At 56.0% G+C, this 23568-nt stretch carries 23 protein-coding genes; 10 read left to right on the top strand and 13 right to left on the bottom strand.

Translation table 11 applies throughout. The features are described 5' to 3' along the window. The first annotated feature begins 178 nt into the window (after nt 1–178). Together ftsI and rlmA are read left to right on the top strand one after the other, a co-directional pair. Nucleotides 179–1924, top strand: coding sequence for a peptidoglycan glycosyltransferase FtsI (gene ftsI / locus DD606_RS02900; protein ID WP_003859909.1), 1746 nt, complete (start codon nt 179–181; stop codon nt 1922–1924). A 39-nt stretch (nt 1925–1963) separates the two neighbouring features. Continuing rightward, a complete protein-coding gene (gene rlmA, locus DD606_RS02895) occupies nt 1964–2779 on the top strand; it encodes a 23S rRNA (guanine(745)-N(1))-methyltransferase (RefSeq protein WP_023314329.1) in 816 nt (271 codons plus the stop codon). Here the strand turns inward: rlmA and mntP are convergent. From mntP to manX, 5 genes are all read right to left on the bottom strand, one after another. Then, nucleotides 2776–3342, bottom strand: coding sequence for a manganese efflux pump MntP (gene mntP, locus DD606_RS02890; RefSeq protein WP_003859911.1), 567 nt, complete (start codon nt 3340–3342; stop codon nt 2776–2778). The two genes, rlmA and mntP, sit on opposite strands and share 4 nt — an antisense overlap. 401 nt (nt 3343–3743) lie before the next feature. Next, complete coding sequence (locus DD606_RS02885; protein ID WP_003859912.1) at nt 3744–4202, bottom strand: DUF986 family protein; 459 nt, start codon at nt 4200–4202, stop codon at nt 3744–3746. Between the two features lie 54 nt (nt 4203–4256). Further along, a complete protein-coding gene (locus DD606_RS02880) occupies nt 4257–5108 on the bottom strand; it encodes a PTS mannose transporter subunit IID (RefSeq protein ID WP_006810994.1) in 852 nt (283 codons plus the stop codon). Nucleotides 5109–5120: 12 nt separating this feature from the next. Then, on the bottom strand, nt 5121–5921 hold the full coding sequence (gene manY, locus DD606_RS02875) for a PTS mannose transporter subunit IIC (protein WP_003859914.1): 801 nt from the start codon (nt 5919–5921) through the stop codon (nt 5121–5123). Between the two features lie 47 nt (nt 5922–5968). Beyond that, on the bottom strand, nt 5969–6931 hold the full coding sequence (gene manX, locus DD606_RS02870) for a PTS mannose transporter subunit IIAB (protein ID WP_022651434.1): 963 nt from the start codon (nt 6929–6931) through the stop codon (nt 5969–5971). A 463-nt stretch (nt 6932–7394) separates the two neighbouring features. On the opposite strand from manX, the gene yoaE reads away from it, so the two are divergent. Next, nucleotides 7395–8954, top strand: a complete 1560-nt coding sequence (gene yoaE / locus DD606_RS02865) for a CNNM family cation transport protein YoaE (RefSeq protein ID WP_003859916.1) — start codon at nt 7395–7397, stop codon at nt 8952–8954. A gap of 6 nt (nt 8955–8960) precedes the next feature. Here the strand turns inward: yoaE and DD606_RS02860 are convergent, their stop codons facing one another. The 4 genes from DD606_RS02860 to pabB all read right to left on the bottom strand — a co-directional run bounded on the left by DD606_RS02860 (nt 8961) and on the right by pabB (nt 14147). After that, on the bottom strand, nt 8961–10559 hold the full coding sequence (locus DD606_RS02860; RefSeq protein ID WP_045329810.1) for an EAL domain-containing protein: 1599 nt from the start codon (nt 10557–10559) through the stop codon (nt 8961–8963). A 129-nt stretch (nt 10560–10688) separates the two neighbouring features. Continuing rightward, on the bottom strand, nt 10689–12053 hold the full coding sequence (gene sdaA, locus DD606_RS02855; protein ID WP_129258157.1) for an L-serine ammonia-lyase: 1365 nt from the start codon (nt 12051–12053) through the stop codon (nt 10689–10691). Nucleotides 12054–12237: 184 nt separating this feature from the next. Continuing rightward, on the bottom strand, nt 12238–12816 hold the full coding sequence (locus DD606_RS02850; protein WP_003859921.1) for a CoA pyrophosphatase: 579 nt from the start codon (nt 12814–12816) through the stop codon (nt 12238–12240). After that, nucleotides 12813–14147 (bottom strand): aminodeoxychorismate synthase component 1, encoded by a 1335-nt coding sequence (gene pabB / locus DD606_RS02845; RefSeq protein ID WP_129258155.1) that lies wholly within the window; start codon nt 14145–14147, stop codon nt 12813–12815. Before pabB ends, DD606_RS02850 begins: the two co-directional genes overlap by 4 nt. A 61-nt stretch (nt 14148–14208) precedes the next feature. Here pabB and DD606_RS02840 point away from each other — a divergent pair, with 61 nt between their 5' ends. After that, entirely contained in the window at nt 14209–14391 is a 183-nt protein-coding gene (locus tag DD606_RS02840) for a YoaH family protein (protein ID WP_003859925.1), read from the top strand. A 5-nt stretch (nt 14392–14396) separates the two neighbouring features. Here the strand turns inward: DD606_RS02840 and DD606_RS02835 are convergent, their stop codons facing one another. After that, the gene (locus DD606_RS02835; RefSeq protein ID WP_003859927.1) at nt 14397–14741 is read right to left on the bottom strand and encodes a RidA family protein; all 345 of its coding nucleotides are present in this window, start codon (nt 14739–14741) and stop codon (nt 14397–14399) included. Between the two features lie 133 nt (nt 14742–14874). Here DD606_RS02835 and DD606_RS02830 point away from each other — a divergent pair, with 133 nt between their 5' ends. The 5 genes from DD606_RS02830 to rnd all read left to right on the top strand — a co-directional run bounded on the left by DD606_RS02830 (nt 14875) and on the right by rnd (nt 21254). After that, entirely contained in the window at nt 14875–16785 is a 1911-nt protein-coding gene (locus tag DD606_RS02830) for an ATP-dependent DNA helicase (RefSeq protein ID WP_126296986.1), read from the top strand. A 66-nt stretch (nt 16786–16851) separates the two neighbouring features. Next, on the top strand, nt 16852–17547 hold the full coding sequence (gene tsaB / locus DD606_RS02825; RefSeq protein WP_045332149.1) for a tRNA (adenosine(37)-N6)-threonylcarbamoyltransferase complex dimerization subunit type 1 TsaB: 696 nt from the start codon (nt 16852–16854) through the stop codon (nt 17545–17547). Nucleotides 17548–17584: 37 nt separating this feature from the next. Beyond that, on the top strand, nt 17585–18166 hold the full coding sequence (locus tag DD606_RS02820) for a Slp family lipoprotein (protein WP_015570309.1): 582 nt from the start codon (nt 17585–17587) through the stop codon (nt 18164–18166). Nucleotides 18167–18369: 203 nt separating this feature from the next. After that, on the top strand, nt 18370–20055 hold the full coding sequence (gene fadD, locus DD606_RS02815; RefSeq protein WP_003859933.1) for a long-chain-fatty-acid--CoA ligase FadD: 1686 nt from the start codon (nt 18370–18372) through the stop codon (nt 20053–20055). An 83-nt stretch (nt 20056–20138) separates the two neighbouring features. Beyond that, the gene (gene rnd / locus DD606_RS02810; protein ID WP_122959317.1) at nt 20139–21254 is read left to right on the top strand and encodes a ribonuclease D; all 1116 of its coding nucleotides are present in this window, start codon (nt 20139–20141) and stop codon (nt 21252–21254) included. A gap of 86 nt (nt 21255–21340) precedes the next feature. Here rnd and minE read toward each other — a convergent pair whose 3' ends face one another. The 3 genes from minE to minC are packed head-to-tail and all read right to left on the bottom strand — an operon-like array spanning nt 21341 to nt 23153. Beyond that, nucleotides 21341–21607, bottom strand: a complete 267-nt coding sequence (minE, locus tag DD606_RS02805; protein ID WP_003859937.1) for a cell division topological specificity factor MinE — start codon at nt 21605–21607, stop codon at nt 21341–21343. A 3-nt stretch (nt 21608–21610) separates the two neighbouring features. After that, nucleotides 21611–22423, bottom strand: a complete 813-nt coding sequence (gene minD / locus DD606_RS02800; protein WP_003859938.1) for a septum site-determining protein MinD — start codon at nt 22421–22423, stop codon at nt 21611–21613. 22 nt (nt 22424–22445) lie between these two features. Further along, a complete protein-coding gene (gene minC / locus DD606_RS02795) occupies nt 22446–23153 on the bottom strand; it encodes a septum site-determining protein MinC (RefSeq protein WP_022651428.1) in 708 nt (235 codons plus the stop codon). 123 nt (nt 23154–23276) lie between these two features. On the opposite strand from minC, the gene DD606_RS02790 reads away from it, so the two are divergent. Beyond that, nucleotides 23277–23552, top strand: coding sequence for a YcgL domain-containing protein (locus DD606_RS02790; RefSeq protein WP_006810982.1), 276 nt, complete (start codon nt 23277–23279; stop codon nt 23550–23552). The last annotated feature ends 16 nt before the right edge of the window (nt 23553–23568 follow it).

Here is a 23568-nt window from a genome sequence, read left to right as displayed (position 1 = left end):
TCAGACATAAGCCTCGCCGATGCGGGGCTTTTTTATTCGCTTATTTTTCAAAATATTACGTAATCCTCCGCTGTTATTATCTTGTTGCAAACCCTCGAGATTATTAGCATTGTTTTCCCGCCTTCTTATCCGCTTTTCCCGTTAAATCAGGGCGTTGATCAACAGCCCTGGGGTTAAGGTGAAAAAAAAGACAATAACGACCACCGGAAACTTTACTCCGGCACGTTTTGCACTTCTGTGTCTCGCTATCTTTTGTAGTCTTGCGTTTCTGCTGGGCCGCGTGGCGTGGCTGCAAATTATCAAACCGGATAATCTGGTTAAGCAGGAGGATATGCGCTCCCTGCGCGAAGTGGCGATAGACGCCCCGCGGGGGATGATTGTGGACCGTGAAGGACGACCCCTTGCGGTGAGCGTACCTGTCCAGGCCGTCTGGGCCGATCCCAAAACAGTGCTGGAAAAAGGGGGGATCGGTTATGATTCGCGCTGGCAGGCCCTGGCAAATGCCTTACACCTTTCTCTGAGCACGCTCGCATCGCGAATCAACAGTAACCCGCACGGGCGATTTATTTACCTTGCCCGTCAGGTTGATCCCTCCCAGGCAAAGTGGATCGATAAGCTGCGTCTTCCGGGTATCAACCTTCGCGATGAGTCCCGCCGCTTTTATCCTGCCGGGCACGTGGCGGCGAACCTGATTGGCTTCACCAATATTGATGGTCAGGGCATTGAGGGTGTCGAGAAAAGCTTCAACACGCAGCTTACCGGGAAGGCAGGCGTGCGGCTGGTCAGGAAAGATCGCTACGGACATGTGGTGGAGAACCTCACGGAGGTGGCTCCCGTACCTGCACATAATATCCAGCTTAGTATCGATGAACGCCTGCAAACTATCACCGAAGACGCGCTGGATAATGCCGTGGCGTGGAACAAAGCTGAGTCAGGCGCGTCGGTGCTAATTAATATCCAGACGGGCGAAATTCTGGCAATGGCGAGCTTCCCCGACTTCAACCCCAACAACCGGGAAGGGGCAACGCTGGATGATTTTCGCAATCGCGCGATCAGCGACACCTTTGAACCTGGCTCTACCGTTAAGCCTCTGGTGCTGATGACGGCGCTACAGCAGGGGCTGGTACAGCCTGACAGCGTCATAGACACGCATCCCTACACCATTGATGGCCATCGTATCCGCGATGTGGGCTACTACCCCGAGCTGACGATGACCGGCATCCTGCAAAAATCCAGTGACACGGGCGTGTCCCGTCTTTCGCTGGCGATGCCTGTGCAACGGTTACTGGATACCTATAAACACTTTGGCTTTGGCGAGAGTACCGGGCTTGGCTTAACGGGAGAAAGCGCAGGTTTACTGCCGCAGCGGAAATTCTGGAGCCAGTTAGACCGGGCGACCTTTGCCTTTGGATATGGCCTGATGGTAACCCCCCTCCAGCTGGCGCATGTGTATGCCACCATCGGCAGCTATGGCATTGAACGGCCTCTGTCCATCACCCGAATCGATCCGCCGGTGATTGGCAAGCGGGTGATGCCCGAGGAAATTGTTCACGAGGTGGAGCACATGATGGAGAGCGTCGCATTACCCGGCGGTGGTGGAATCAAAGCGGCGGTGCGTAACTATCGCGTGGCGATAAAAACCGGGACGGCCAAAAAAATCGATGAACACGGTAAGTATGTGGATAAATACGTCGCCTATACCGCAGGCGTTGCGCCTGCCAGCGATCCCCGTTTTGCGCTGGTGGTGGTGATTAACGATCCGCAAAACGGTGCCTATTACGGCGGGGCCGTTTCCGCGCCCGTTTTCAGCGAAATTATGGGGAACGTTCTGCGTCTGGAAAACGTAAAGCCTGACGGGCTGCCGGCAGATTCTGACCATCTGATCGTGATGCATCACCCAGCCGTTTATAACCCTGGCGAATAGCGGTACACTTCGCCTTTTGGTTTACGCCCTGGAGCTGTCATGTCTTTCAGTTGTCCCCTTTGCCACGCGCCGCTGACGCGCGCGGAGAAAACGTTTATCTGTCCACAGGGACATCAGTTTGACCGGGCGAAAGAGGGCTATGTAAATCTTCTGCCGGTACAGCACAAGCGCTCCCGGGACCCGGGTGACAGCGCGGAGATGATGCAGGCGCGCCGGGCGTTTCTCGATGCCGGGCATTATCAACCGCTCAGGGATGCCGTTGTCGCCATACTCCGTGAATATCTGACAGAAGGCGCATCCGCCATGCTGGATATCGGCTGCGGCGAAGGCTACTACACCGCCACGTTTGCTGACGTAGCGGCTGAGAAGGGCGCCGAAACTTACGGGCTGGACGTGTCGAAAGTGGCAATCCGTGCGGCAGCCAAACGCTACTCAGCGGTAACGTTCTGCGTGGCCTCCAGCCACCGCCTGCCGTTTGAAAAAGCGAGTATGGACGCCGTGGTGCGTATCTATGCGCCGTGCAAGGCAGAGGAGCTGGCGCGCGTCGTTAAGCCCGGTGGCTGGGTTATCACCGTCACGCCAGGGCCGCGTCATCTGCTGGAGCTAAAAGGGCTGATCTATGATGAAGTTCACCTGCATGCGCCGCACTCTGAACAGCTGGCAGGCTTTGCGTTAAAGCAGGCGCAGTCGGTAGCGTATGAAATGACGTTGCAGGGAAGTGAAGCGGTGGCGTTACTGCAAATGACGCCGTTTGCGTGGCGGGCAAAACCAGAGGTGTGGGAAACGCTGGCAGCGCAGACAGAATTTCGCTGCCAGACGGATTTCAGCATCCATTGCTGGCAGCGCGAAGGTTAACCCGCGAAGTGTGCCCAAAGGATTTGGGCACCAATCCCGATCAACACGATACCGCCCAGAATTTCGGCGCGTTTGCCTAACAGCGGGCCAATGAACCGACCCACCATCATCCCCAGCGTTGACATGATCAGCGTGGCGCAGCCAATCGCCAGCGCGGTGGCGATAATATTGACCTGCAAAAACGCCAGACCGACACCCACGGCCATTGCATCCAGGCTGGTTGCGATGGCGGTTGTCACCAGAAGCCAGAAGCCGTGGCGTTGCAGCGGCGCATCATCTTCATCGCCGTTGCCACGAAAACCTTCAATCACCATACGTCCGCCGAGGAACACCAGCAGCACGAAAGCAATCCAGTGATTCCACTCCAGCACAAACTGGCTGGCGAGCATCCCCAGTCCCCAGCCGATAAGCGGCGTCAGCGTTTCGATAGCGCCAAAGATGAGACCGGTACGCAGGGCTTCGGAAAATTTAGGTTTATGGAGAGTGGCACCTTTGCCGATAGAGGCGGCAAATGCGTCCATGGACATGCCAAAAGCCAGAAGGATCGTAGCGGAGATATTCATAAGAGCGTCCAGACCGGGGATATCCATATGACACATCACTGCCCCCAGTAAACAGCAGTTGATGTATCTATGGTCTCGCCTGATCGCTTCTGGCACAGTAATTGTGCTTAAAAACGATCCGTACGCGCCACGTTTTTCAACGAGTATGTTGACACGTACATTTCCCGCAGGCAGGAAATCGGCTACTCCCCAACGACGGGCGCAACCTTAACATATTTTGAGAATATAAAACAACAACGAAGATGGCTTTATATAGCCACTATGTTGATAACGATTTTCATTTAGATTTATGCGTGAAAATATCGTTAATAAATATAAGTCAATTAACAGTGGAGATATAGCACCGGCTATATTGCTGGTTCAAGAATAATGCAATATATAGCCGATGCTATAATGATAAATCATTGAGTTTTAACAAGTAATTTGTATATCTTTTCCAGGTCATCAATATTTCTTACCCGGATGAGCAGGCGGCGTTGTTCTAATTGCATCACCAGAACCCCGTCTTCGGATAAATTCATCTCTTTAATACGGTTATATTCTATCCAGACATTGGCGAAAAAGAATCCGTGTTTTTTAAAAATGAGTTTTGGCGAGCGGATCCAGAACAGGTAAATCGCCATTAATGCCAGCGCACATAATAACCATGTGGTTAATATTGCGCCGTGGCTGGTCACATTATTGTAAATGAGGATGACTACCAGACCGGCGAAGATAAACGCATCAATGCGTCCACGGCGTAAGAGGGGAAGGGTCAGCAGCGTCTCGCCGTGGCGGCGAGGCATAATAAACTCGTCATAGATCGCGTAAGCCAGAAGGGCAACAATAAATAAAACCAGTACGGTGTCCGTGACAGTCATTCATCCTCCAGATAAAAAGACCGGGGGCAAGCCCCCGGTCAGTAACGCATTTTATTACAGACCCAGCAGGCCGACAGCGTAGCCCGCGATACCGATGACGAAGAAGCCAACGATGATCCAAAGCGGGTTCACTTTCTTACGCAGCAGCCACATACAGGCGAAGGTTAACAGCAGCGGTACCAGGCCCGGCATCAGCTGGTCCAGAATGGTCTGCACGGTGGTAACGCGCGTCTGACCATCCTGACCGGTGATCGTTGATACCACCAGCGGGATGTTTACGTGCGTCCACTTGTTAACCAGCGCCCCCATTACAAACAGGCCGAGGATTGACGCCCCCTCAGTCAGTTTTTGCAGGAAGCCGCCGCCCATATCCTTAACGATATCCACCCCTTTACGGTAACCGTACGCCACGCCGTAGTAACGGGTCAGCAGACGCACCGCGTTGAACAGGATGAAGAACAGCAGAGGACCGAGCAGGCTGCCGCTCATGGCGATCCCGGCGCCCAGCGCCGCAAAGACCGGACGCACGGTACCCCAGAAAATCGGGTCGCCCACGCCTGCCAGCGGCCCCATCAGACCAACTTTGATACCGTTGATGGCACCATCGTCGATTTCAGCCCCGTTCGCACGCTGCTCTTCCATCGCCAGCGTCACGCCCAGAACCGGCGCCGCAACATAAGGATGGGTGTTGAAGAATTCCAGATGACGCTTAATTGCCTGACGGCGTGCTTCGTTGTTTTCCGGATACAGGCGTTTGATGGCCGGCACCATGGAGAAGCAGAAGCCGAGCGCCTGCATACGTTCGAAGTTCCATGAACCCTGAAACAGGTTAGAACGGATGAACACGCCACGAATATCACCCGGAGTGAGTTTTTTCTCAGTGGTAGTTTTTGTCATATCAACCATTTCGCTCACCTGTTAGTCCAGTTCGTTATCGAGATCGTTGTTACCAGCAGCCTGCGCAGGGGCACCCGCGACACGGTTGTATTTCGGGCTGAGCTGGATATAAAGAATCGCCATCACCGCACCAATCACACCCAGCGCAACCAGGTTGAAGTTGGTGAACGCAGCGGTAACGAAGCCGAGGTAGAAGAATGGCATCAGGTAGCCCGCGCGCATCATGTTGATGACCATCGCATAACCGACCACCACGATCATACCCCCGGCGATATTCAGACCGCTGGTGACCACTTCAGGGATCGCATTCAGCATGCCCTGAACTTCGCTGGTACCGACAGAAATCGCCACGATAACCGCAGGGATCGCGATACGCATCGCTTGCAGGAACAGGGAAGAAACGTGGATCCAGGAGAGCGCGGTGAGGTTGCCGTTTTCGGCCGCCTTATCCGCCGCGTGCTGGAAGGCCACGGTAATAGTACGGACAATAATGGTCAGCACCTGACCCGCTGCGGCCAGCGGGATGGCCAGCGCGATACCGGCACCAATACTCTGATGACCGGCGATAACCAGAACGGTCGAAATAATGGACGCCAGCGCGGCATCTGGCGCAACTGCCGCACCGATGTTCATCCAGCCGAGGGCGATCATTTCCAGGGTACCACCGATGATGATACCGGTTTTCATGTCACCGAGAACGGCGCCAATCAACGTACAGGCCACCAGAGGGCGGTGGAACTGAAATTCATCAAGTACGGACTCCATACCCGCAATACACGCGACGATGAACACCAGCACAATCTGAAGAGTAGTAATCTCCATTGCACTTCTCCTATTACATAAGCTCTATATGAAAAACCGGCCCGGGCTTATTTCCCCACTTTGCCGATCAAATCCATCATTTTCAGTTTCTGATCCGTGGAAACCTTACGGGCTTCCAGCTCGATACCGCGTGCGTTCAGCTTGTTGAAGGCCTCGATATCTTTCGCATCCACTGAAATCGCGTTGTTGACCTGCGTTTTGCCCTGACGGAAAGCCATACCGCCAATGTTAACGGAGGTGATTTTCACGCCGCCTTCAACAATGCGTTCAACGTCTGTCGGGTTGGTGAACAGAAGCATCACGCGTTCGCCCGCGTATTTCGGGTTGTTGTAAACGCGGATCATTTTGGCGACATCCACGACGTGCGCGGTGACGCCCGGCGGTGCAACCTGGGTAAGAAGGGTTTTACGGACAGTGTCGGCGGCCACTTCGTCACTGACCACGATGATGCGTTGTACGTTGGTCTCTTTGGTCCAGCGCGTCGCCACCTGGCCGTGGATCAGACGGTCATCAATACGCGCAAGGCCGATAACCATGTAATCGTTCGGACCCATTGGCTTCGCCGGTGCAGCGGCTTTTGGTGCAGCAGGGGCAGGGGCAGGTTTTTCAACCGGCTGCGCTTTCAGCGCCTTCACGCCTTCGCGACCGGTTTCCACCGCCAGCGCCACCAGCTCGTCAAAGCCTGGGTTGTCGTCACGCGCCATGAAGGTTTCCACCAACATCGGGATATTCACCCCGGCGACGACTTCATAATGCTCTTTATCGACGACAATGCGGCTGGCAGCGTTGAACGGGCTGCCGCCCCATGTATCCACGAGAAACAGCACGCCTTTGCTGGTATCCAGCTTCTCAAGCTGAGCAGTGTATTTTTCAATCAGCGTCTCGGCATTTTCACCGGGAACGAAATCGATCCAGCCGACGTTTTCCTGCTCGCCCAACAGCATTTCTGCCGTTTTGAGTAACTGCTCCGCAGCCCAACCATGTGTGCCTATGACAATAGCAATGGTCACTTGCTACCTCCTTTTATTATCATTTATACGTCTGCCAGGCAGGCGTACTGAGAATCGTATTGGCGAACCGAATCGATTCAGATAAGGGTTAGAGTTCAAAAAAACTAAGACTTCCGCGAATTATTTTAGATAGTGAAAAAATAATTTATGTGATGAAGATCCGTAATTTAGCTACGCCTTACAGATTTTTCTCTAAGATAATCCGCGTGTGTTACAGAAGTTTGCAAAGGAACGTAAATCTTTGCTAAAAACCAATTGTCTCTGATATGTTTAGCGTCCGTTTAATTATTCAGGAGTATAGGGCTACAGCCCACTATATGGACCGTCACCGACGTCAGTCATCTTCCAGGCCATTCCGCGCCTTAATCACCGGCGATCTTCGCCACGCATCGACTCTCATTCCCTTTGAAATGCCCGACATTAGCGGGGCACCGTTTTGTCATTCCTTTAGCAGGAGCGTGTCATGGAATTCTTAATGGACCCGTCAATCTGGGTAGGCTTGCTTACGCTGGTCGTGCTGGAGATCGTTCTCGGTATTGATAACCTGGTGTTTATCGCCATCCTCGCAGATAAACTGCCGCCGAAACAGCGTGATAAAGCCCGTCTGATCGGCCTCTCGCTGGCGCTGATCATGCGTCTGGGCTTACTGTCTGTTATCTCGTGGATGGTCACCCTGACGAAGCCCCTGTTCACCGTCATGGATTTCACCTTCTCCGGCCGCGATTTAATTATGCTGGTAGGGGGACTGTTCCTGCTGTTCAAAGCCACAACAGAGCTGCATGAACGGCTGGAGAACCGGCAGCACGATGATGGCCACGGTAAGGGTTATGCCAGCTTCTGGGTGGTTGTTCTACAGATTGTGGTGCTTGATGCGGTCTTCTCACTGGATGCGGTGATTACGGCGGTCGGCATGGTGAACCATCTGCCGGTGATGATGGCGGCGGTGGTGATTGCGATGGCGGTAATGCTGCTGGCGTCGAAACCGCTGACGCGTTTCGTCAACCAGCATCCGACGGTCGTTGTGCTGTGTCTGAGCTTCCTGCTGATGATTGGTCTGAGCCTGGTGGCAGAAGGGTTTGGCTTCCATATTCCGAAAGGCTACCTGTACGCCGCGATTGGCTTCTCGATTCTGATCGAGCTGTTTAACCAGATTGCGCGCCGTAACTTTATTAAGCAGCAGTCGAATCAGCCGCTGCGAGCCCGTACCGCAGATGCGATTCTGCGACTGATGGGCGGGCGTCGTCAGGTGAACGTGCAGGCTGATAACGAGAACCGCAACCCGGTTCCGGTGCCGGAAGGCGCGTTTGTGGAAGAAGAACGCTACATGATCAATGGCGTGCTTTCGCTGGCTTCCCGCTCCCTGCGCGGTATTATGACGCCGCGCGGCGAAATCAGCTGGGTGGACGCCAACCTGAGCGTCGACGAAATTCGTCAGCAGCTGCTCTCCTCGCCGCACAGCCTGTTCCCGGTCTGCCGGGGTGAGCTGGATGAGATCATCGGTGTGGTACGCGCGAAAGAGATGCTGGTGGCGCTGGAAGAGGGCGTTAACGTCGAGGCCGTAGCGGCCGCGTCGCCCGCTATCGTGGTGCCTGAAACGCTGGATCCGATCAACCTGCTGGGCGTATTGCGTCGTGCTCGCGGGAGCTTTGTTATCGTCACCAACGAATTTGGTGTGGTACAGGGCCTGGTGACGCCGCTGGATGTGCTGGAAGCCATTGCCGGTGAATTCCCTGATGCGGATGAAACCCCGGAAATCGTTGCCGACGGTGACGGCTGGCTGGTGAAAGGCACCACCGACCTGCACGCGCTCTCGCACACGCTGGGCGTCGAAAACGTGGTCAATGATGATGAAGACATTGCCACCGTGGCGGGGCTGGTGATCTCCGTTAACGGGCAGATCCCGCGTATCGGTGATGTGCTGGAGCTGCCGCCGCTGCAAATTACCATCGTCGAAGCCAACGACTATCGCGTTGATATGGTGCGTATTGTTAAAGAGCACTCTGCGCACGACGAAGAAGAGTAACGTTATCTAGCGTAACGGCAGTAAGGGCACGATGTGTCCGTTGTGACGGGCTGGCGGAGAGTGACTTTCCGCCAGCCATTTCGGAAACTCGCGCAGCGGCATTGGCCGCGCATACAAGTACCCCTGCAAAATATGTACGCTGTGACGGCGCAGGTAGCGTGACTGCTCCTCGGTTTCCACCCCTTCCGCAACCAGTTCAATATTCAGCCGCTGGCCAAGCGCAATAATAATATCTGTTACCGTTGAGTTCACGGCGTCGGTGCCGATCGCGGTGGTGAAGGATTTATCAATTTTCAGCACATCCGGATGCAGTTTTTCTAGCCATGAAAGTGAGCTGTTGCCGGTACCAAAATCATCAATCGCAAGTTTCACCCCTTTGCGGTGCAGCTCCCGCACGATGCGGTAATCCACATCCAGCAACGCATCGCGTTCGGTTAACTCCACGATCAACTGTTGAACAGGGCTGGCGTTAAACCAGATGCGGTTGAGATCCTGGATAAGCGCAGCGCGGCGAAAATGGCTGGCGGCCACGTTAATGCCGATATGGAAATCGCGCGAGGCAGGGAAATAGCCTATCTGCCGCACCGTTTCGCTGATGACGTAGCGGGTAAGCGGAACAATCAGGTTATGTTCTTCGGCCAGAGGGATAAAGACATCGGGCGAAATCCATCCCTGACGCGGGTTGTTCCAGCGCAGGAGGATCTCGACGCCGGCGCATTCCCGGGTGCGGGCATTCACCAGCGGCTGGCAGAAAAGTTCAAACTCCCTGGCCGCAATTCCCATATTGATTTCCCAGGTGAAACTTATGCGCCGCGCCGTGGCGAGCCAGGCGATATAGCCCATCAGTAAGCTGAGCATCAACGCCAGCGGCAGCTGGGTGGGCAGATTTTTTAACGCCATTTCGCCAGGCCCGGGGCCGCTCACCGTGACGCTGAAAGGGTAATGTTGTGACGACTGTTCCAGCAGGGAGGCGTTTTCATCGAAGGTCGGCGTAGTCGTCACCTGTTGCCCGTCGCGGAGGAAGTTATCTCCTACTCTCAGGACAACGTCGGTGATCTGCGGCCGCTGCGGCTCGAGAATCATTTTAGTGATGAGATCGATATTCACCACCTCCATCACCCCGTCGTTGCCGTCGCCCGCAACGGGAGACCACTGAATCAGTACCGGGCTGCCTTTTACCAGCCACCGGTCAGTCGACAGCAGCAGCCTGGATTCACTGACTGGAAGCTCCGGCACAAACTCACTGACGGGCACATTACGGCTGCCAAAGACGCTTGAGCAATACAGTATTCCGTCTTGAATGAGGGCGATGGAGCGTACGGTCTGGAGGATCGCCGCCTGTTTTCGCAGGATTAGATTTGCTTCGGAACAGGGTATGCCAACCAGTGAAAGTAGCGTTTCACGCTGGACCTCTAACGAGAGAAGCACCTTATCAAGCGCACGCACGGTGTGGTGGGTAAAGTCGTGGATCCGATCCTGATTTATGTTGCGCTGTGAAATAAAGCGAATGCCCAGCGTCAGGACGAGCGTAACGAGCGCAACCGTGACACAGACGATAACGCGTTTTCGGCGATAGTCTTTAATGATCGTTTGTGCAGTTTGCATGAACGGTCGCCTGTTAAGCACCGGCCAGAAAAGCCAGACGCAACAGTGACAGTGTAGTGGGGAATACGTGAAGCGACGAGACGAGAGGGGAAAATTCGCCCATCCGTTGCAGATGGGCGAAAGGAAGGCTTAGTCGCACTGCACCTTAATGGCCAGACCGCCGCGTGAGGTCTCACGGTACTTCGCGTTCATGTCCTTGCCGGTTTCGTACATGGTTTCAATAACCTTATCCAGCGACACGCGTGGCTCGCTGGTACGGCGCATCGCCATACGCGAGGCGTTGATCGCTTTGACGGAGGCGATGGCGTTACGCTCAATGCACGGCACCTGCACCTGACCGGCAACCGGGTCACAGGTCAGACCGAGGTTGTGCTCCATACCGATTTCCGCCGCCACGCACACCTGCTCAGGGCTGGCGCCCAACAGTTCCGCCAGACCCGCTGCCGCCATAGAGCAGGCCACGCCCACTTCACCCTGACAGCCTACTTCGGCACCAGAGATGGACGCATTCATTTTGTACAGCGCGCCGATAGCGCCTGCCGCGAGGAAATAACGGATATAGATATCCGGTGTCACGGGCTCAATAAAGTGATCGTAATAGGCCAGCACCGCCGGAACGATACCGCACGCGCCGTTGGTCGGCGCCGTCACCACGCGACCACCCGCTGCGTTCTCTTCGTTAACCGCGAGGGCAAACATGTTCACCCAGTCGACCACGTTCATTGGGTCATTGGAGAACTTGTCGGTGGTGACCAGCATGCGGCGCAGCGCAGAGGCACGACGCGGTACGCGCAGAGGCCCAGGCAGAACACCCTCGGTGTTCATCCCGCGGTCAATACAGGCGCGCATGGTTTGCCACACGTTAGCAAAATAGTCTTCGATCTCTTTCTTGCTGTGCAGCGCCAGTTCGTTCTGCATCACCATGCCGGACAGGGACAGACCGGTCTCTTTGCAGTAGCCCAGCATCTCGGTGGCCGATTTAAACGGATAGGGCACATTGACGTCGCCCGCGCTCTCTTTACCAAAGTGTTCTTCGTCAACGATAAAGCCGCCGCCGATGGAGTAGTAGGTTTTACTGTAGATCTCTTTTTCGCCGCTCCAGGCGTGGATGGTCATGCCGTTTTCATGCAGCGGCAGGTTGTCGCTACGAAAACGCATCCCCTCATCCTGCGGGAAGTCCACTTCGTGCTGACCGTTAGCCAGCAGTAAGCGTCCGCGCGTTTCCACGTCGCGGATAAATGCCGGAATGGCATCAATATCAACAGTGTCCGGCATATTGCCTGCCAGACCCATAATAATGGCGATATCGGTGTGGTGGCCTTTACCCGTTAATGACAGTGAACCGTAAACGTCTACGGCGACACGGGTAACGCTTTCCAGTAATCCTTTTTCGACCAGATCATCGACGAACTGTTTACCGGCCTTCATCGGCCCTACAGTGTGGGAAGAGGAAGGACCAATCCCCACTTTGAACATGTCGAATATACTAATCACTTTCACACTCCTGACAGGGTTACTGGGGTTCCAGTAACGATGTTATAACTGCGCATAGTGTAAGAGGGAACACCAACCTCGGCTTAACTATTCACATGAATTAAACTAATGGTTAACGATGGTTTTGCTAATAGCGCGACGCCGATCGCAAACCTGCCAGAAAAGGGTGGAATGTAAAGTATAGTCAAGGCTTCAGGCCGATTTGCAGGGCCAGCTCACGAATGATGCCTGCCGTCATGCCCCAGACAAAATAATGCTGATACCACGACAGCCAGACCCGATGATCGTGTCCGCGGCGGTGAATATCCAGTGGGTGATAGCGGCCCAGACGAAGGGCCTCTTCCAGCGGCATTTCGAACACCGCTGAAACTTCATCGACGCTGGCGTGATACTGAAGATCGGGCGGAATAATGCCAACGACCGGCGTGACCTGAAAACCGGTTACGCTGTCCACTGGCGGCAGCACGCCGATCACCTCGACTGTCTCCGGGGGGATCGCCACTTCCTCATGCGCTTCACGCAGTGCAGCGGCAATCAGGGATGCATCGGTGCTGTCCACCGCGCCGCCCGGAAACGCAACCTGACCGGCGTGTTTTCGCATATGCGGTGAGCGCTGGGTAAGCAACAGACCCGGCTGCTCACGGCGCACGACTGGGATCAGCACCGCCGCCTGACGTTGATTCAGCGTGGCGCGGCTAACCTGGGGCCGCAGAAGCTGAAAGCGCGACAGAAAATCATCCAGCGTCAGGTTGTCTTTCTTCACCGTAAATTCTCCAGTTGTTTCAGGATACGATTCACTTTATCAAAGGTTTCCTGATATTCCGCCTCGACCTGGCTATCGGCCACAATGCCACCGCCTGCGGAACAGTACAGGTTACCGTCGCACGCCGTCAGGGTGCGAATAGTGATGCTGGTATCCATGGTGCCGCACAGACTCACATAGCCGATGCTGCCGCACCAGGCGTTGCGGCGATGTGGTTCCAGTTCGTCGATGATCTCCATCGCCCGGACCTTCGGCGCGCCGGTGATGGAGCCGCCCGGAAACGCGGCGCGGAGCAGATCGCAGGCGGTTCGCGAGGCCGGCAGGCGTGCGGTGATGGTGCTGACCAGATGATGCACCGCCGGGAAAGGCTCCACGACGAACAGCTCCGGCACGCGCACGCTGCCCGGCTCGGCGACGCGACCAATATCATTGCGCATCAGATCGACAATCATCAGGTTTTCGGCACGATCTTTGGGAGAGGCCGCCAGCGTCTCCGCCTGCTGGCGGTCGGCGTCGGCGTTGGCAAGGCGCGGCAGTGTGCCCTTTATTGGGCGGGTCTGAATCATACCGTCAGCCAGGTGGATAAAACGCTCAGGCGAAAGGCTGAGTATGGCGCCGTGTTCAAAGCGTAAAAATGCACTGAACGGGGCCTTATTGCTGGCATTGAGGTGGGTAAACGCCTGCCATTCGTCTCCCTTGTACGCCGCCTGGAAACGCTGGGCAAGGTTGACCTGATAACAGTCGCCACTGTGAAGATACGCCTGCACACGGGAGAATTTTTCCGCGTATTCCTCCGCGCTCATGTTCGAGCGCCAGCCGGAGGTCAGCATAAAGTGTTCCGGGGCGGCGGGCCGTTGCGCCTCAAGCCAGGCCAGACGCGCCTGTACGTCCCGGTGGCTCAGTAGAGAAACCGTCTGCTTACGGTGATCCACGATCAGCGCCCAGTCATACAGCCCCACCGCCATATCCGGCAGGGAAATATCCGCCTGCGCATGCTCAGGCAGCGTTTCGAAACGGCGACCCAGATCGTAACCAAACAGGCCCAGCGCGCCCCCCTGGAAAGGCAGATCCGGATCAGGTGTGGCAGTTAAGCCCAGAGCATCGATCTCGTTCTGAAGCCGCATCAGCGGATCGTCCGTTGGCGACAGCGCATCGGTCGTCAGCGTTTTAACCGGGTCGGCCACCAGAATATCAAAGCGGCTGTAGGGGTGATCCGCATGGCCGGAGTGCAGCAGCATGGCAAAAGGAAGGTGGCTCAGACGGGCAAACCAGAACTCCGCGGCGTCAGCACGCCAGGGCAAGGTCATAACAGTGGGGAAGCGCATGTTCATGTATGGCATACTACCGGGCAGCGTGAAATAATTAGCGCGAATAATTTAGCAGGAGTTAACGATGTTTGCAGGTTTACCTTCTCTCAGCCATGACCAACAGCAGAAAGCCGTTGAACGTATTCAGGAGCTGATGTCCCAGGGGATGAGCAGCGGACAGGCAATTTCCCAGGTCGCGGAAGAACTTCGCGCCACCCATACCGGCGAGCGGATCGTGGCGCGCTTTGAGGATGAAGATGAAGAATAACCGGCTTACACTGCCGCGATAATCTTGATCTCAACCTTATATTCCGGTTTCATCAGCGTGGCCTGTACGGTGCAGCGTACAGGCGCGTGACCCGCCACCACCCACGCATCCCATGCTTTATTCATCGCCGCGAAATCGTCTTTATTCGCCAGAAAAATCGTCGCATCCAGAATGCGGGATTTGTCGCTGCCCTGTTTTTCCAGTACGGCGTCGATCTGCGCCAGGGTGTTGGCGGTCTGCTCGAAAGCGTCGGCGTCCAGATTGGCAGGGACGCCGGTGTAGTACAGCGTCTGGTTGTGGATCACCACATCAGACCAGCGGGCTTCGGCATCAATGCGCGTAATTGTCATAAACGTATCCTCGTTATCTTTCGTCGTCAGGCGGCAAGACTGCCATAATGTTCCGCCGTCGTCACTATTTGGGGTGGCACCGGAGAGAAGGGGCTGACATAATCCCTGTGCAAAAATACAGTGAGAGAACACCGTGGCAGACGATTTTTTCCCAGAGGGTCAGTTAGCACAGGCTATCCCCGGCTTTAAACCGCGCGAACCCCAACGTCAGATGGCGCATGCCGTTGCGCACGCTATCGACAAGGCGCAGCCGCTGGTCGTGGAGGCCGGTACCGGTACGGGGAAAACGTATGCTTACCTCGCTCCTGCGCTGCGGGCGAAAAAGAAGGTGATCATCTCTACGGGATCAAAAGCGCTCCAGGATCAGCTCTACAGCCGCGATTTACCCACGGTGGCGAAAGCGCTGAAATACAAAGGGCGTCTGGCCTTGCTGAAAGGGCGTTCTAACTACCTGTGTCTGGAGCGTCTTGAACAGCAGGCGCTGGCGGGCGGCGACCTGCCGGTACAAACCCTGAGCGATGTGATCGTCCTGCGCGCCTGGGCCAACCAGACGGAGGAGGGGGACATCAGCACCTGCGCGAGCGTGCCGGAAGACTCCCCGGCCTGGCCGCTGGTGACCAGCACCAATGACAACTGCCTCGGCAGCGACTGCCCGCTGTATAAAGACTGTTTTGTGGTGAAAGCGCGTAAAACCGCGATGGACGCCGACGTGGTGGTGGTGAACCATCACCTGTTTCTTGCGGATATGGTGGTCAAGGACAGTGGTTTCGGCGAGCTGATCCCGGAGGCGGAGGTGATGATCTTCGATGAAGCCCATCAGCTACCGGACATCGCCAGCCAGTATTTTGGGCAGTCGCTTTCCAGTCGTCAGCTTCAGGATCTGGCGAAAGATATTACCATTGCCTATCGCACCGAACTCAAAGATACCCAGCAGTTGCAGAAGTGCGCGGACCGCCTGGCGCAATGCGCACAGGACTTCCGCTTACAGCTTGGCGAGCCGGGCTATCGCGGCAACCTGCGCGAACTGCTCGCAGACAAAAATATCCAGCGCGCGCTGCTGCTGCTCGATGATGCCCTTGAACTCTGTTACGACGTGGCGAAGCTGTCCCTCGGACGTTCAGCGCTGCTGGACGCCGCCTTCGAGCGCGCCACGCTTTACCGTGGGCGGCTGAAGCGGCTGAAAGAGATCAACCAGCCGGGCTACAGCTACTGGTACGAATGTACCTCGCGCCACTTCACCCTGGCGCTCACGCCGCTGACCGTTGCTGATAAATTTAAAGAGGTGATGGCGCAAAAGCCCGGCACCTGGGTCTTTACCTCGGCCACGCTGTCGGTCAATGACGATCTGCACCACTTTACCGAGCGCCTCGGCATTGAGCAGGCGGAATCCCTGCTTCTGCCGAGCCCGTTCGACTATGAGAGACAGGCGCTGCTGTGCGTGCCGCGCAATCTGCCGCTGCCTAACCAGCCGGGCGCGGCGCGACATCTGGCGGCCATGCTGAAGCCGATGATCGAGGCCAACAACGGGCGCTGCTTTATGCTCTGCACCTCACACGCCATGATGCGCGATCTGGCCGAGCAGTTCCGCGCCACCATGACGCTACCGGTGCTGTTGCAGGGGGAAACCAGTAAAGGCCAGCTGCTCCAGCAGTTTGTCAGCGCCGGTAATGCCCTGCTGGTGGCGACCAGTAGTTTCTGGGAAGGGGTAGACGTGCGCGGCGACACGCTCTCGCTGGTGATTATCGATAAGCTGCCGTTCACATCGCCGGACGATCCGCTTCTGAAAGCGCGCATGGAGGACTGCCGTCTGCGCGGGGGCGATCCGTTCGACGACGTCCAGCTGCCGGACGCGGTCATCACGCTTAAACAGGGGGTAGGGCGACTGATCCGCGACGTCACCGATCGCGGGGTGCTGGTGATCTGCGACAACCGCCTGGTGATGCGTCCCTACGGCGCGACCTTCCTCGCCAGCCTGCCGCCCGCGCCGCGCACGCGGGATATTAAACGCGCGGTCCGCTTCCTGGCGAACCCGACGGCGGAGTAATTCTTCCCGGAGTGTGTTAAGATGCGCGCCATTTTGTGACTGACCATTGCGAGAGCGCGACGACTGATGCGAATTCTGGCTATTGATACCGCGACAGAGGCCTGTTCCGTTGCCCTGTGGAACGACGGTACGATTTTTGCTCATTTCGAAGAGTGCCCACGGGAACACACCCAACGTATTCTGCCCCTGGTAAAAACCATTTTAACCGAGGGCAACACCGCCCTGACTGACCTCGACGCGCTGGCCTACGGCCGTGGTCCGGGCAGCTTTACGGGCGTACGTATCGGGATTGGCATTGCGCAGGGGCTGGCGCTGGGCGCTGACCTGCCGATGATCGGCGTCTCCACGCTTGCGACCATGGCCCAGGGAGCATGGCGCATGACCGGCGCCACCCGCGTGCTGGCTGCGATTGATGCCCGCATGGGGGAAGTCTACTGGGCGGAGTACACCCGTGACGAAAACGGCGTCTGGCACGGCGAAGAGACGGAAGCGGTGCTTAAACCTGAAGCCGTCACCGGGCGCCTGAAACAGCTCTCCGGTGAGTGGGCGACGGTCGGAACCGGCTGGGCGGCATGGCCTGAGATGGCGAAGGACACCGGCCTTACGCTGGTGGACGGTAACATGCTCCTGCCCGCCGCAGAAGATATGCTGCCGATTGCCTGTCAGCTACTTGCCGCAGGAAAAACCGTGGCGGTTGAACATGCTGAACCGGTTTATTTACGAAACACCGTCGCGTGGAAGAAACTTCCTGGCCGCGAGTGAATCTCAGTAACAGGAACTGAGAAAAAGGAGTCGCATCATGGCGGTTCAGACTAAAGTTGTACGCTTTCTTATGGCAGGCGCGGTTGCCATAGCACTGAGCGGGTGCGTCACCGTTCCTGATGCGATCAAGGGCACCAGCCCGACGCCACAGCAGGATCTGGTACGCGTGATGAATGCCCCGGAGCTGTATGTCGGGCAGGAAGCGCGGTTTGGCGGCAAGGTGGTTGAAGTGCTAAACCAGCAGGGGAAAACCCGGCTGGAGATTGCCACTGTCCCGCTGGACGACGGCGCGCGGCCTGTTCTGGGTGAAGCCTCGCGCGGGCGGATCTACGCTGACGTCAGCGGCTTCCTCGATCCGGTAGATTTCCGCGGGCAGCTGGTGACCGTCGTCGGGCCGATTACCGGTTCGGTGGCGGGGAAAATCGGCAATACGCCATACAAATTTATGACCATGCAGGTGAACGGCTACAAACGCTGGCGTATCGCCCAGCAGGTGGTGATGCCGCCACAGCCAATCGATCCGTGGATGTGGGGACCGCATCCGTATCGTTACGGCTACGGTGGCTGGGGGTGGTACAATCCAGGCCCTGCACAGGTTCAAACAATAGTAACTGAGTAAGTTACTGTTATTGCTAGGAAAGAGACAGCGGCTCAGCCGCTGTCTCTGTTTTTTTACGGATAAAACGAAAAAAAAGAGTGACGCGCTTCGCAACCTGCAATCTGAACAATTAATAAACTGGTACGCTGAGTTAATATAATGTTAACAAACTGTTTATTATCGGGGCTGTGATGACGACGAACACTCATTTCAGAGGTGATGCATTGAAAAAGGTTTGGCTTAACCGTTATCCCGCGGATGTCCCTGCGGAGATCAATCCTGACCGTTATCAATCCCTGATTGAATTATTTGAACACTCGGTACGGCGCTACGCTGACCAGCCCGCGTTTGTGAATATGGGCGAAGTGATGACCTTCCGTAAGCTGGAAGAACGCAGCCGGGCGTTTGCGGCCTATTTACAGGAAGGGCTGGGCTTGCAGAAAGGGGATCGCGTCGCGCTGATGATGCCAAACCTGCTGCAATACCCGGTGGCGCTGTTCGGCATCCTCAGGGCAGGGATGATCGTGGTTAACGTTAACCCGCTCTATACCCCGCGCGAGCTGGAACATCAGTTGAATGACAGCGGCGCGGCGGCGATTGTGATTGTCTCCAACTTTGCCCACACGCTGGAAAAAGTCGTTGAAAAAACTCAGGTTAAGCACGTCATCCTGACGCGCATGGGTGACCAGCTCTCTACCGCGAAAGGTACGCTGGTCAACTTTGTCGTTAAATACGTTAAGCGGCTGGTGCCGAAATACCACCTGCCGGATGCCATCTCCTTCCGCCGCGCCCTGCATGCGGGCTACCGGATGCAATACGTAAAGCCGGAGATCGTGTCCGAGGATCTGGCCTTCCTGCAATACACGGGCGGCACCACCGGCGTGGCAAAAGGGGCGATGCTGACCCACCGTAACATGCTGGCGAACCTTGAGCAGGTTAACGCCACCTACGGGCCGCTGCTGCACCCGGGCAAGGAGCTGGTGATCACCGCGCTTCCGCTGTATCACATTTTTGCGCTGACCATGAACTGCCTGCTGTTTATCGAGCTTGGCGGTCAAAACGTATTGATCACCAACCCGCGCGATATCCCGGGGCTGGTCAAAGAGCTGGCGAAATACCCGTTCACCGCCATGACCGGCGTGAACACCCTGTTTAACGCGCTGCTTAACAATAAAGAGTTCCAGCAGCTCGATTTCTCCACGCTGCACCTCTCCGCGGGCGGCGGGATGCCGGTTCAGCAGGCGGTTGCCGAGCGCTGGGTGAAACTCACCGGGCAGTATCTGCTGGAAGGCTATGGCCTGACGGAGTGCGCCCCGCTGGTCAGCGTTAACCCGCATGACATCGACTACCACAGCGGCAGTATCGGTCTGCCGGTCCCGTCGACGGAAGCAAAACTGGTGGATGATGAGGATAACGAAGTGCCTCATGGTGAGCCAGGGGAGCTATGCGTCAGAGGGCCGCAGGTGATGCTGGGCTACTGGCAACGTCCGGATGCCACGGATGAGATCATCAAAGACGGCTGGCTGCACACGGGCGACATCGCGGTGATGGATGACGAAGGCTTCCTGCGCATCGTCGATCGCAAGAAAGACATGATCCTGGTGTCAGGGTTCAACGTCTATCCGAACGAAATCGAAGACGTGGTGATGCAGCACAGCGGCGTGCTGGAAGTGGCGGCGGTGGGCGTTCCTTCCGGCAGCAGCGGTGAAGCGGTGAAGATATTTGTGGTCAAGAAAGATCCTTCTCTGACCGAGGATGCGCTGATAACGTTCTGTCGCCGTCAGCTGACGGGCTATAAAGTGCCGAAGCTGGTGGAATTCCGGGATGAGCTGCCGAAATCCAACGTCGGGAAGATATTACGACGAGAATTACGTGACGAAGCCCGTGCCAAAGTGGACAATAAGGCCTGAGCTTCACGTTAATCGCCCAGACGCCGGTTAAGCCGGCGTTTTTTATGGGCGCAAACAAAAGAGAGTCCGATTTGAATTACCAGATGATCACTACCAACGACGAGCTGGCTTCGCTGTGCGAGGTGACGCGTGAATTTCCCGCTATCGCCCTGGATACGGAATTTGTCCGCACCCGAACGTACTATCCGCAGCTGGGTCTGATTCAGATGTATGACGGCAAACACGTGTCATTGATTGACCCCCTCGGCATTACCGACTGGGCGCCAATGCGCGAGCTGTTGCTGGATACCGCCGTGACCAAATATCTGCACGCGGGCAGTGAAGATCTGGAAGTCTTTCTCAACACTTTTGGCATCATGCCGCAGCCGCTGATTGATACCCAGATCCTCGCGGCGTTCAGCGGTCGTCCGCTCTCCTGGGGCTTCGCCGCGATGGTGGAAGAGTACACCGGTCTGACGCTGGATAAGAGCGAATCGCGTACCGACTGGCTCGCGCGTCCCCTAACGGCGCGTCAGCTTGAATACGCCGCGGCAGACGTCTTTTACCTTCTTCCAATTGCCGGCCAGCTTATGAAAGAGGCTGAGGCGTCCGGCTGGCTGTCTGCCGCACTGGACGAGTGCCGCATGACGCAGCAGCGTCGTCAGGAAGTGGTTGATCCGAAAGAGGCCTGGCGTGACATCACCAACGCCTGGCAGCTGCGCACCCGCCAGCTGGCCTGTCTGCAACTGCTGGCTGACTGGCGTCTGCGTAAAGCACGTGAGCGCGATCTGGCGGTTAACTTCGTGGTGCGTGAAGAACACCTGTGGGCGGTGGCGCGCTATATGCCGGGTAGCCTTGGCGAACTGGACAGCATTGGCCTTTCCGGGAGTGAGATCCGTTTCCACGGTAAAACGCTGCTCGCGCTGGTAGAGAAAGCTCAGCAGCTGCCGGAGGACGCACTGCCAGAACCACTGCTTAACCTGATGGATATGCCGGGCTACCGCAAGGCATTCAAAGATATCAAAGCGCTGGTGCAGACGGTGGCGGGGGAAAGCAAACTGAGTGCCGAACTGCTGGCTTCACGTCGTCAGATTAACCAGCTGCTGAACTGGCACTGGAAGTTGAAACCGCAAAATGGTTTACCGGAGCTGGTCGCCGGATGGCGGGGGGAACTGATGGCCGAACGCCTGAATACCCTGCTGGAAGGGTATCCGCGCTAAAGAATTGTAGCCCCGGTAAGCGCAGCGCCACCGGGGAAATTGCCGGGTGGCGCGTTGCTTGCCCGGCCTACAAAACCACAACCGGATTAACGCGACTCTTCCGCTTCCGGAAGCGTGACGTTCAGCTCCAGAATCGAAATATCCCCGTCTTTTTGCTCCAGCTGAACGGTGACCATTTCCGGGTCAATCTGCACGTATTTGCAGATCACTTCCAGAATGTCTTTGCGCAGCTGCGGCAGGTAGTGCGGTTCGGCGTCGCTACGACGACGTTCCGCCACAATGATTTGCAGACGTTCTTTTGCGATGTTGGCGGTGCTTTTTTTCCGCGAGAGAAAAAAGTCCAGTAATGCCATAACTTATCCTCCGAACAGGCGTTTGAGGAAACCTTTCTTCTCTTCTTCAATGAAGCGGAAAGGACGTTCTTCTCCCAGCAGACGGTCAACGGTATCCGCATACGCTTTACCCGCGTCTGCCTGTGTATCCAGGATCACGGGCTCGCCCTGGTTAGAGGCGCGCAACACGGACTGATCTTCCGGGATCACGCCAACCAGTTTGATGCGCAGGATCTCCAGCACGTCTTCCATGCTCAGCATGTCACCTTTGTTCACCCGGCCCGGGTTGTAGCGGGTCAGCAGCAGGTGCTCTTTGATTGGCTCCTGGCCATTTTCCGCGCGACGGGATTTCGAGGCCAGAATGCCGAGAATACGGTCGGAATCACGTACTGACGAGACCTCCGGGTTGGTGGTGATGATGGCTTCATCCGCGAAGTAGAGCGCCATCAGCGCGCCGGTTTCGATACCGGCCGGGGAGTCGCATACCACAAAGTCGAACTCCATCTTTTTCAGATCGTCGAGCACCTTTTCCACGCCTTCGCGGGTCAGGGCGTCTTTATCACGGGTCTGGGACGCCGGAAGAATGTAGAGGTTCTCGGTACGCTTATCTTTAATCAGCGCCTGGTTAAGGGTGGCATCGCCCTGAATGACGTTCACGAAGTCATACACCACGCGACGCTCGCAACCCATGATCAGGTCCAGGTTACGCAGACCGATATCGAAGTCGATTACGACGGTTTTCTTTCCCTTCTGGGCCAAACCAGTAGCGATGGCCGCGCTGGAGGTGGTCTTGCCAACGCCTCCTTTACCCGAAGTCACAACAATAATGCGTGCCATAGAAATTCCTTGTTAAAAGGGATCAATTTAACGGTTGAACGGTCAAAGCGTTATCTGCCAGTTGCAGACGGGCCGCTTTGCCATAAAATTCGGCTGGGATTTTATCGCTCAGCCAATATTCACCTGCGATAGACACCAGTTCTGCCGTCAGGTGAGTACAAAAAATTTGTGCTTCTCGATCGCCGCTGGCGCCCGCAAGCGCACGTCCACGCATCATACCGTAAACGTGAATATTGCCATCTGCAATCAGTTCAGCGCCCGCACTGACGTGGCTTGTAACAATCAGATCACAGTTTGGCGCATAAATGCGCTGACCGGAACGAACCGGCAGATCAATCAATCGCGTTTTTGTGACTGGGGCTACATTTTGCGCCGGAGGTGGGGGAGCGGGAACGGTTGCAGGCGTTGCACGTGGGGCTTTTTCTTTGCCCTCGTTTAACAAGGGCAAACCCGCGCGTTCAATTTCGGCTTTTAACTCTGCGTCTTTGCAGCCGCTAATGCCCACGATGCGCAACCCCGTGGAGGCGACGGCCTGCTGGAGCCGCTTCCAGTTAATCGGCCCCTCAAGGTCGCTTACATTGACGACGACAGGAGCATGCTTAAGAAAAGCGGGAGCCTGCGCGATTTTGTCTTCTAACGCCTGACGAATAACCTCGGGTTTTGCATCATGCAAATGAACCACTGATAAGGTGAAGCTACTGCCTTTAAGCTCGATGGGCGTATTTGACATCCTGGCCTTACTCAATTTGCTATTAACCGCAACACATCGCCGCGATATTCCGAAGAGTATCAGGCATGTTATAGTCAGGAGTATATTGAGGCAAGCAACCACCCGTTAATTCAGAGTAAAAACATGTTTTGTGTGATCTACAGAAGTACCAGCCGCGACCAGACCTACCTTTATGTCGAAAAGAAAGACGATTTTTCCCGCGTGCCTGAAGAATTAATGAAAAGCTTTGGCCGACCGCAGCTGGCGATGCTGCTGCCGCTGGACGGCCGTAAGAAGCTGGTGAACGCCGATCTGGAGAAAGTCAAAAAGGCGTTAACCGAGCAGGGCTATTATTTACAGCTTCCGCCGCCACCGGAGAATTTATTAAAACAGCATCTTGAGGTGAGCGGAAAGAAATAAGCCCGGGTCCTTCCGG

The sequence above is a fragment of the Enterobacter cloacae complex sp. GF14B genome (assembly GCF_004136805.1).
Classification (GTDB): domain Bacteria; phylum Pseudomonadota; class Gammaproteobacteria; order Enterobacterales; family Enterobacteriaceae; genus Enterobacter; species Enterobacter hormaechei_C.
Note: the sequence above shows the minus strand (reverse complement) of the source record. Positions and strands in the feature narration are given on the sequence as shown.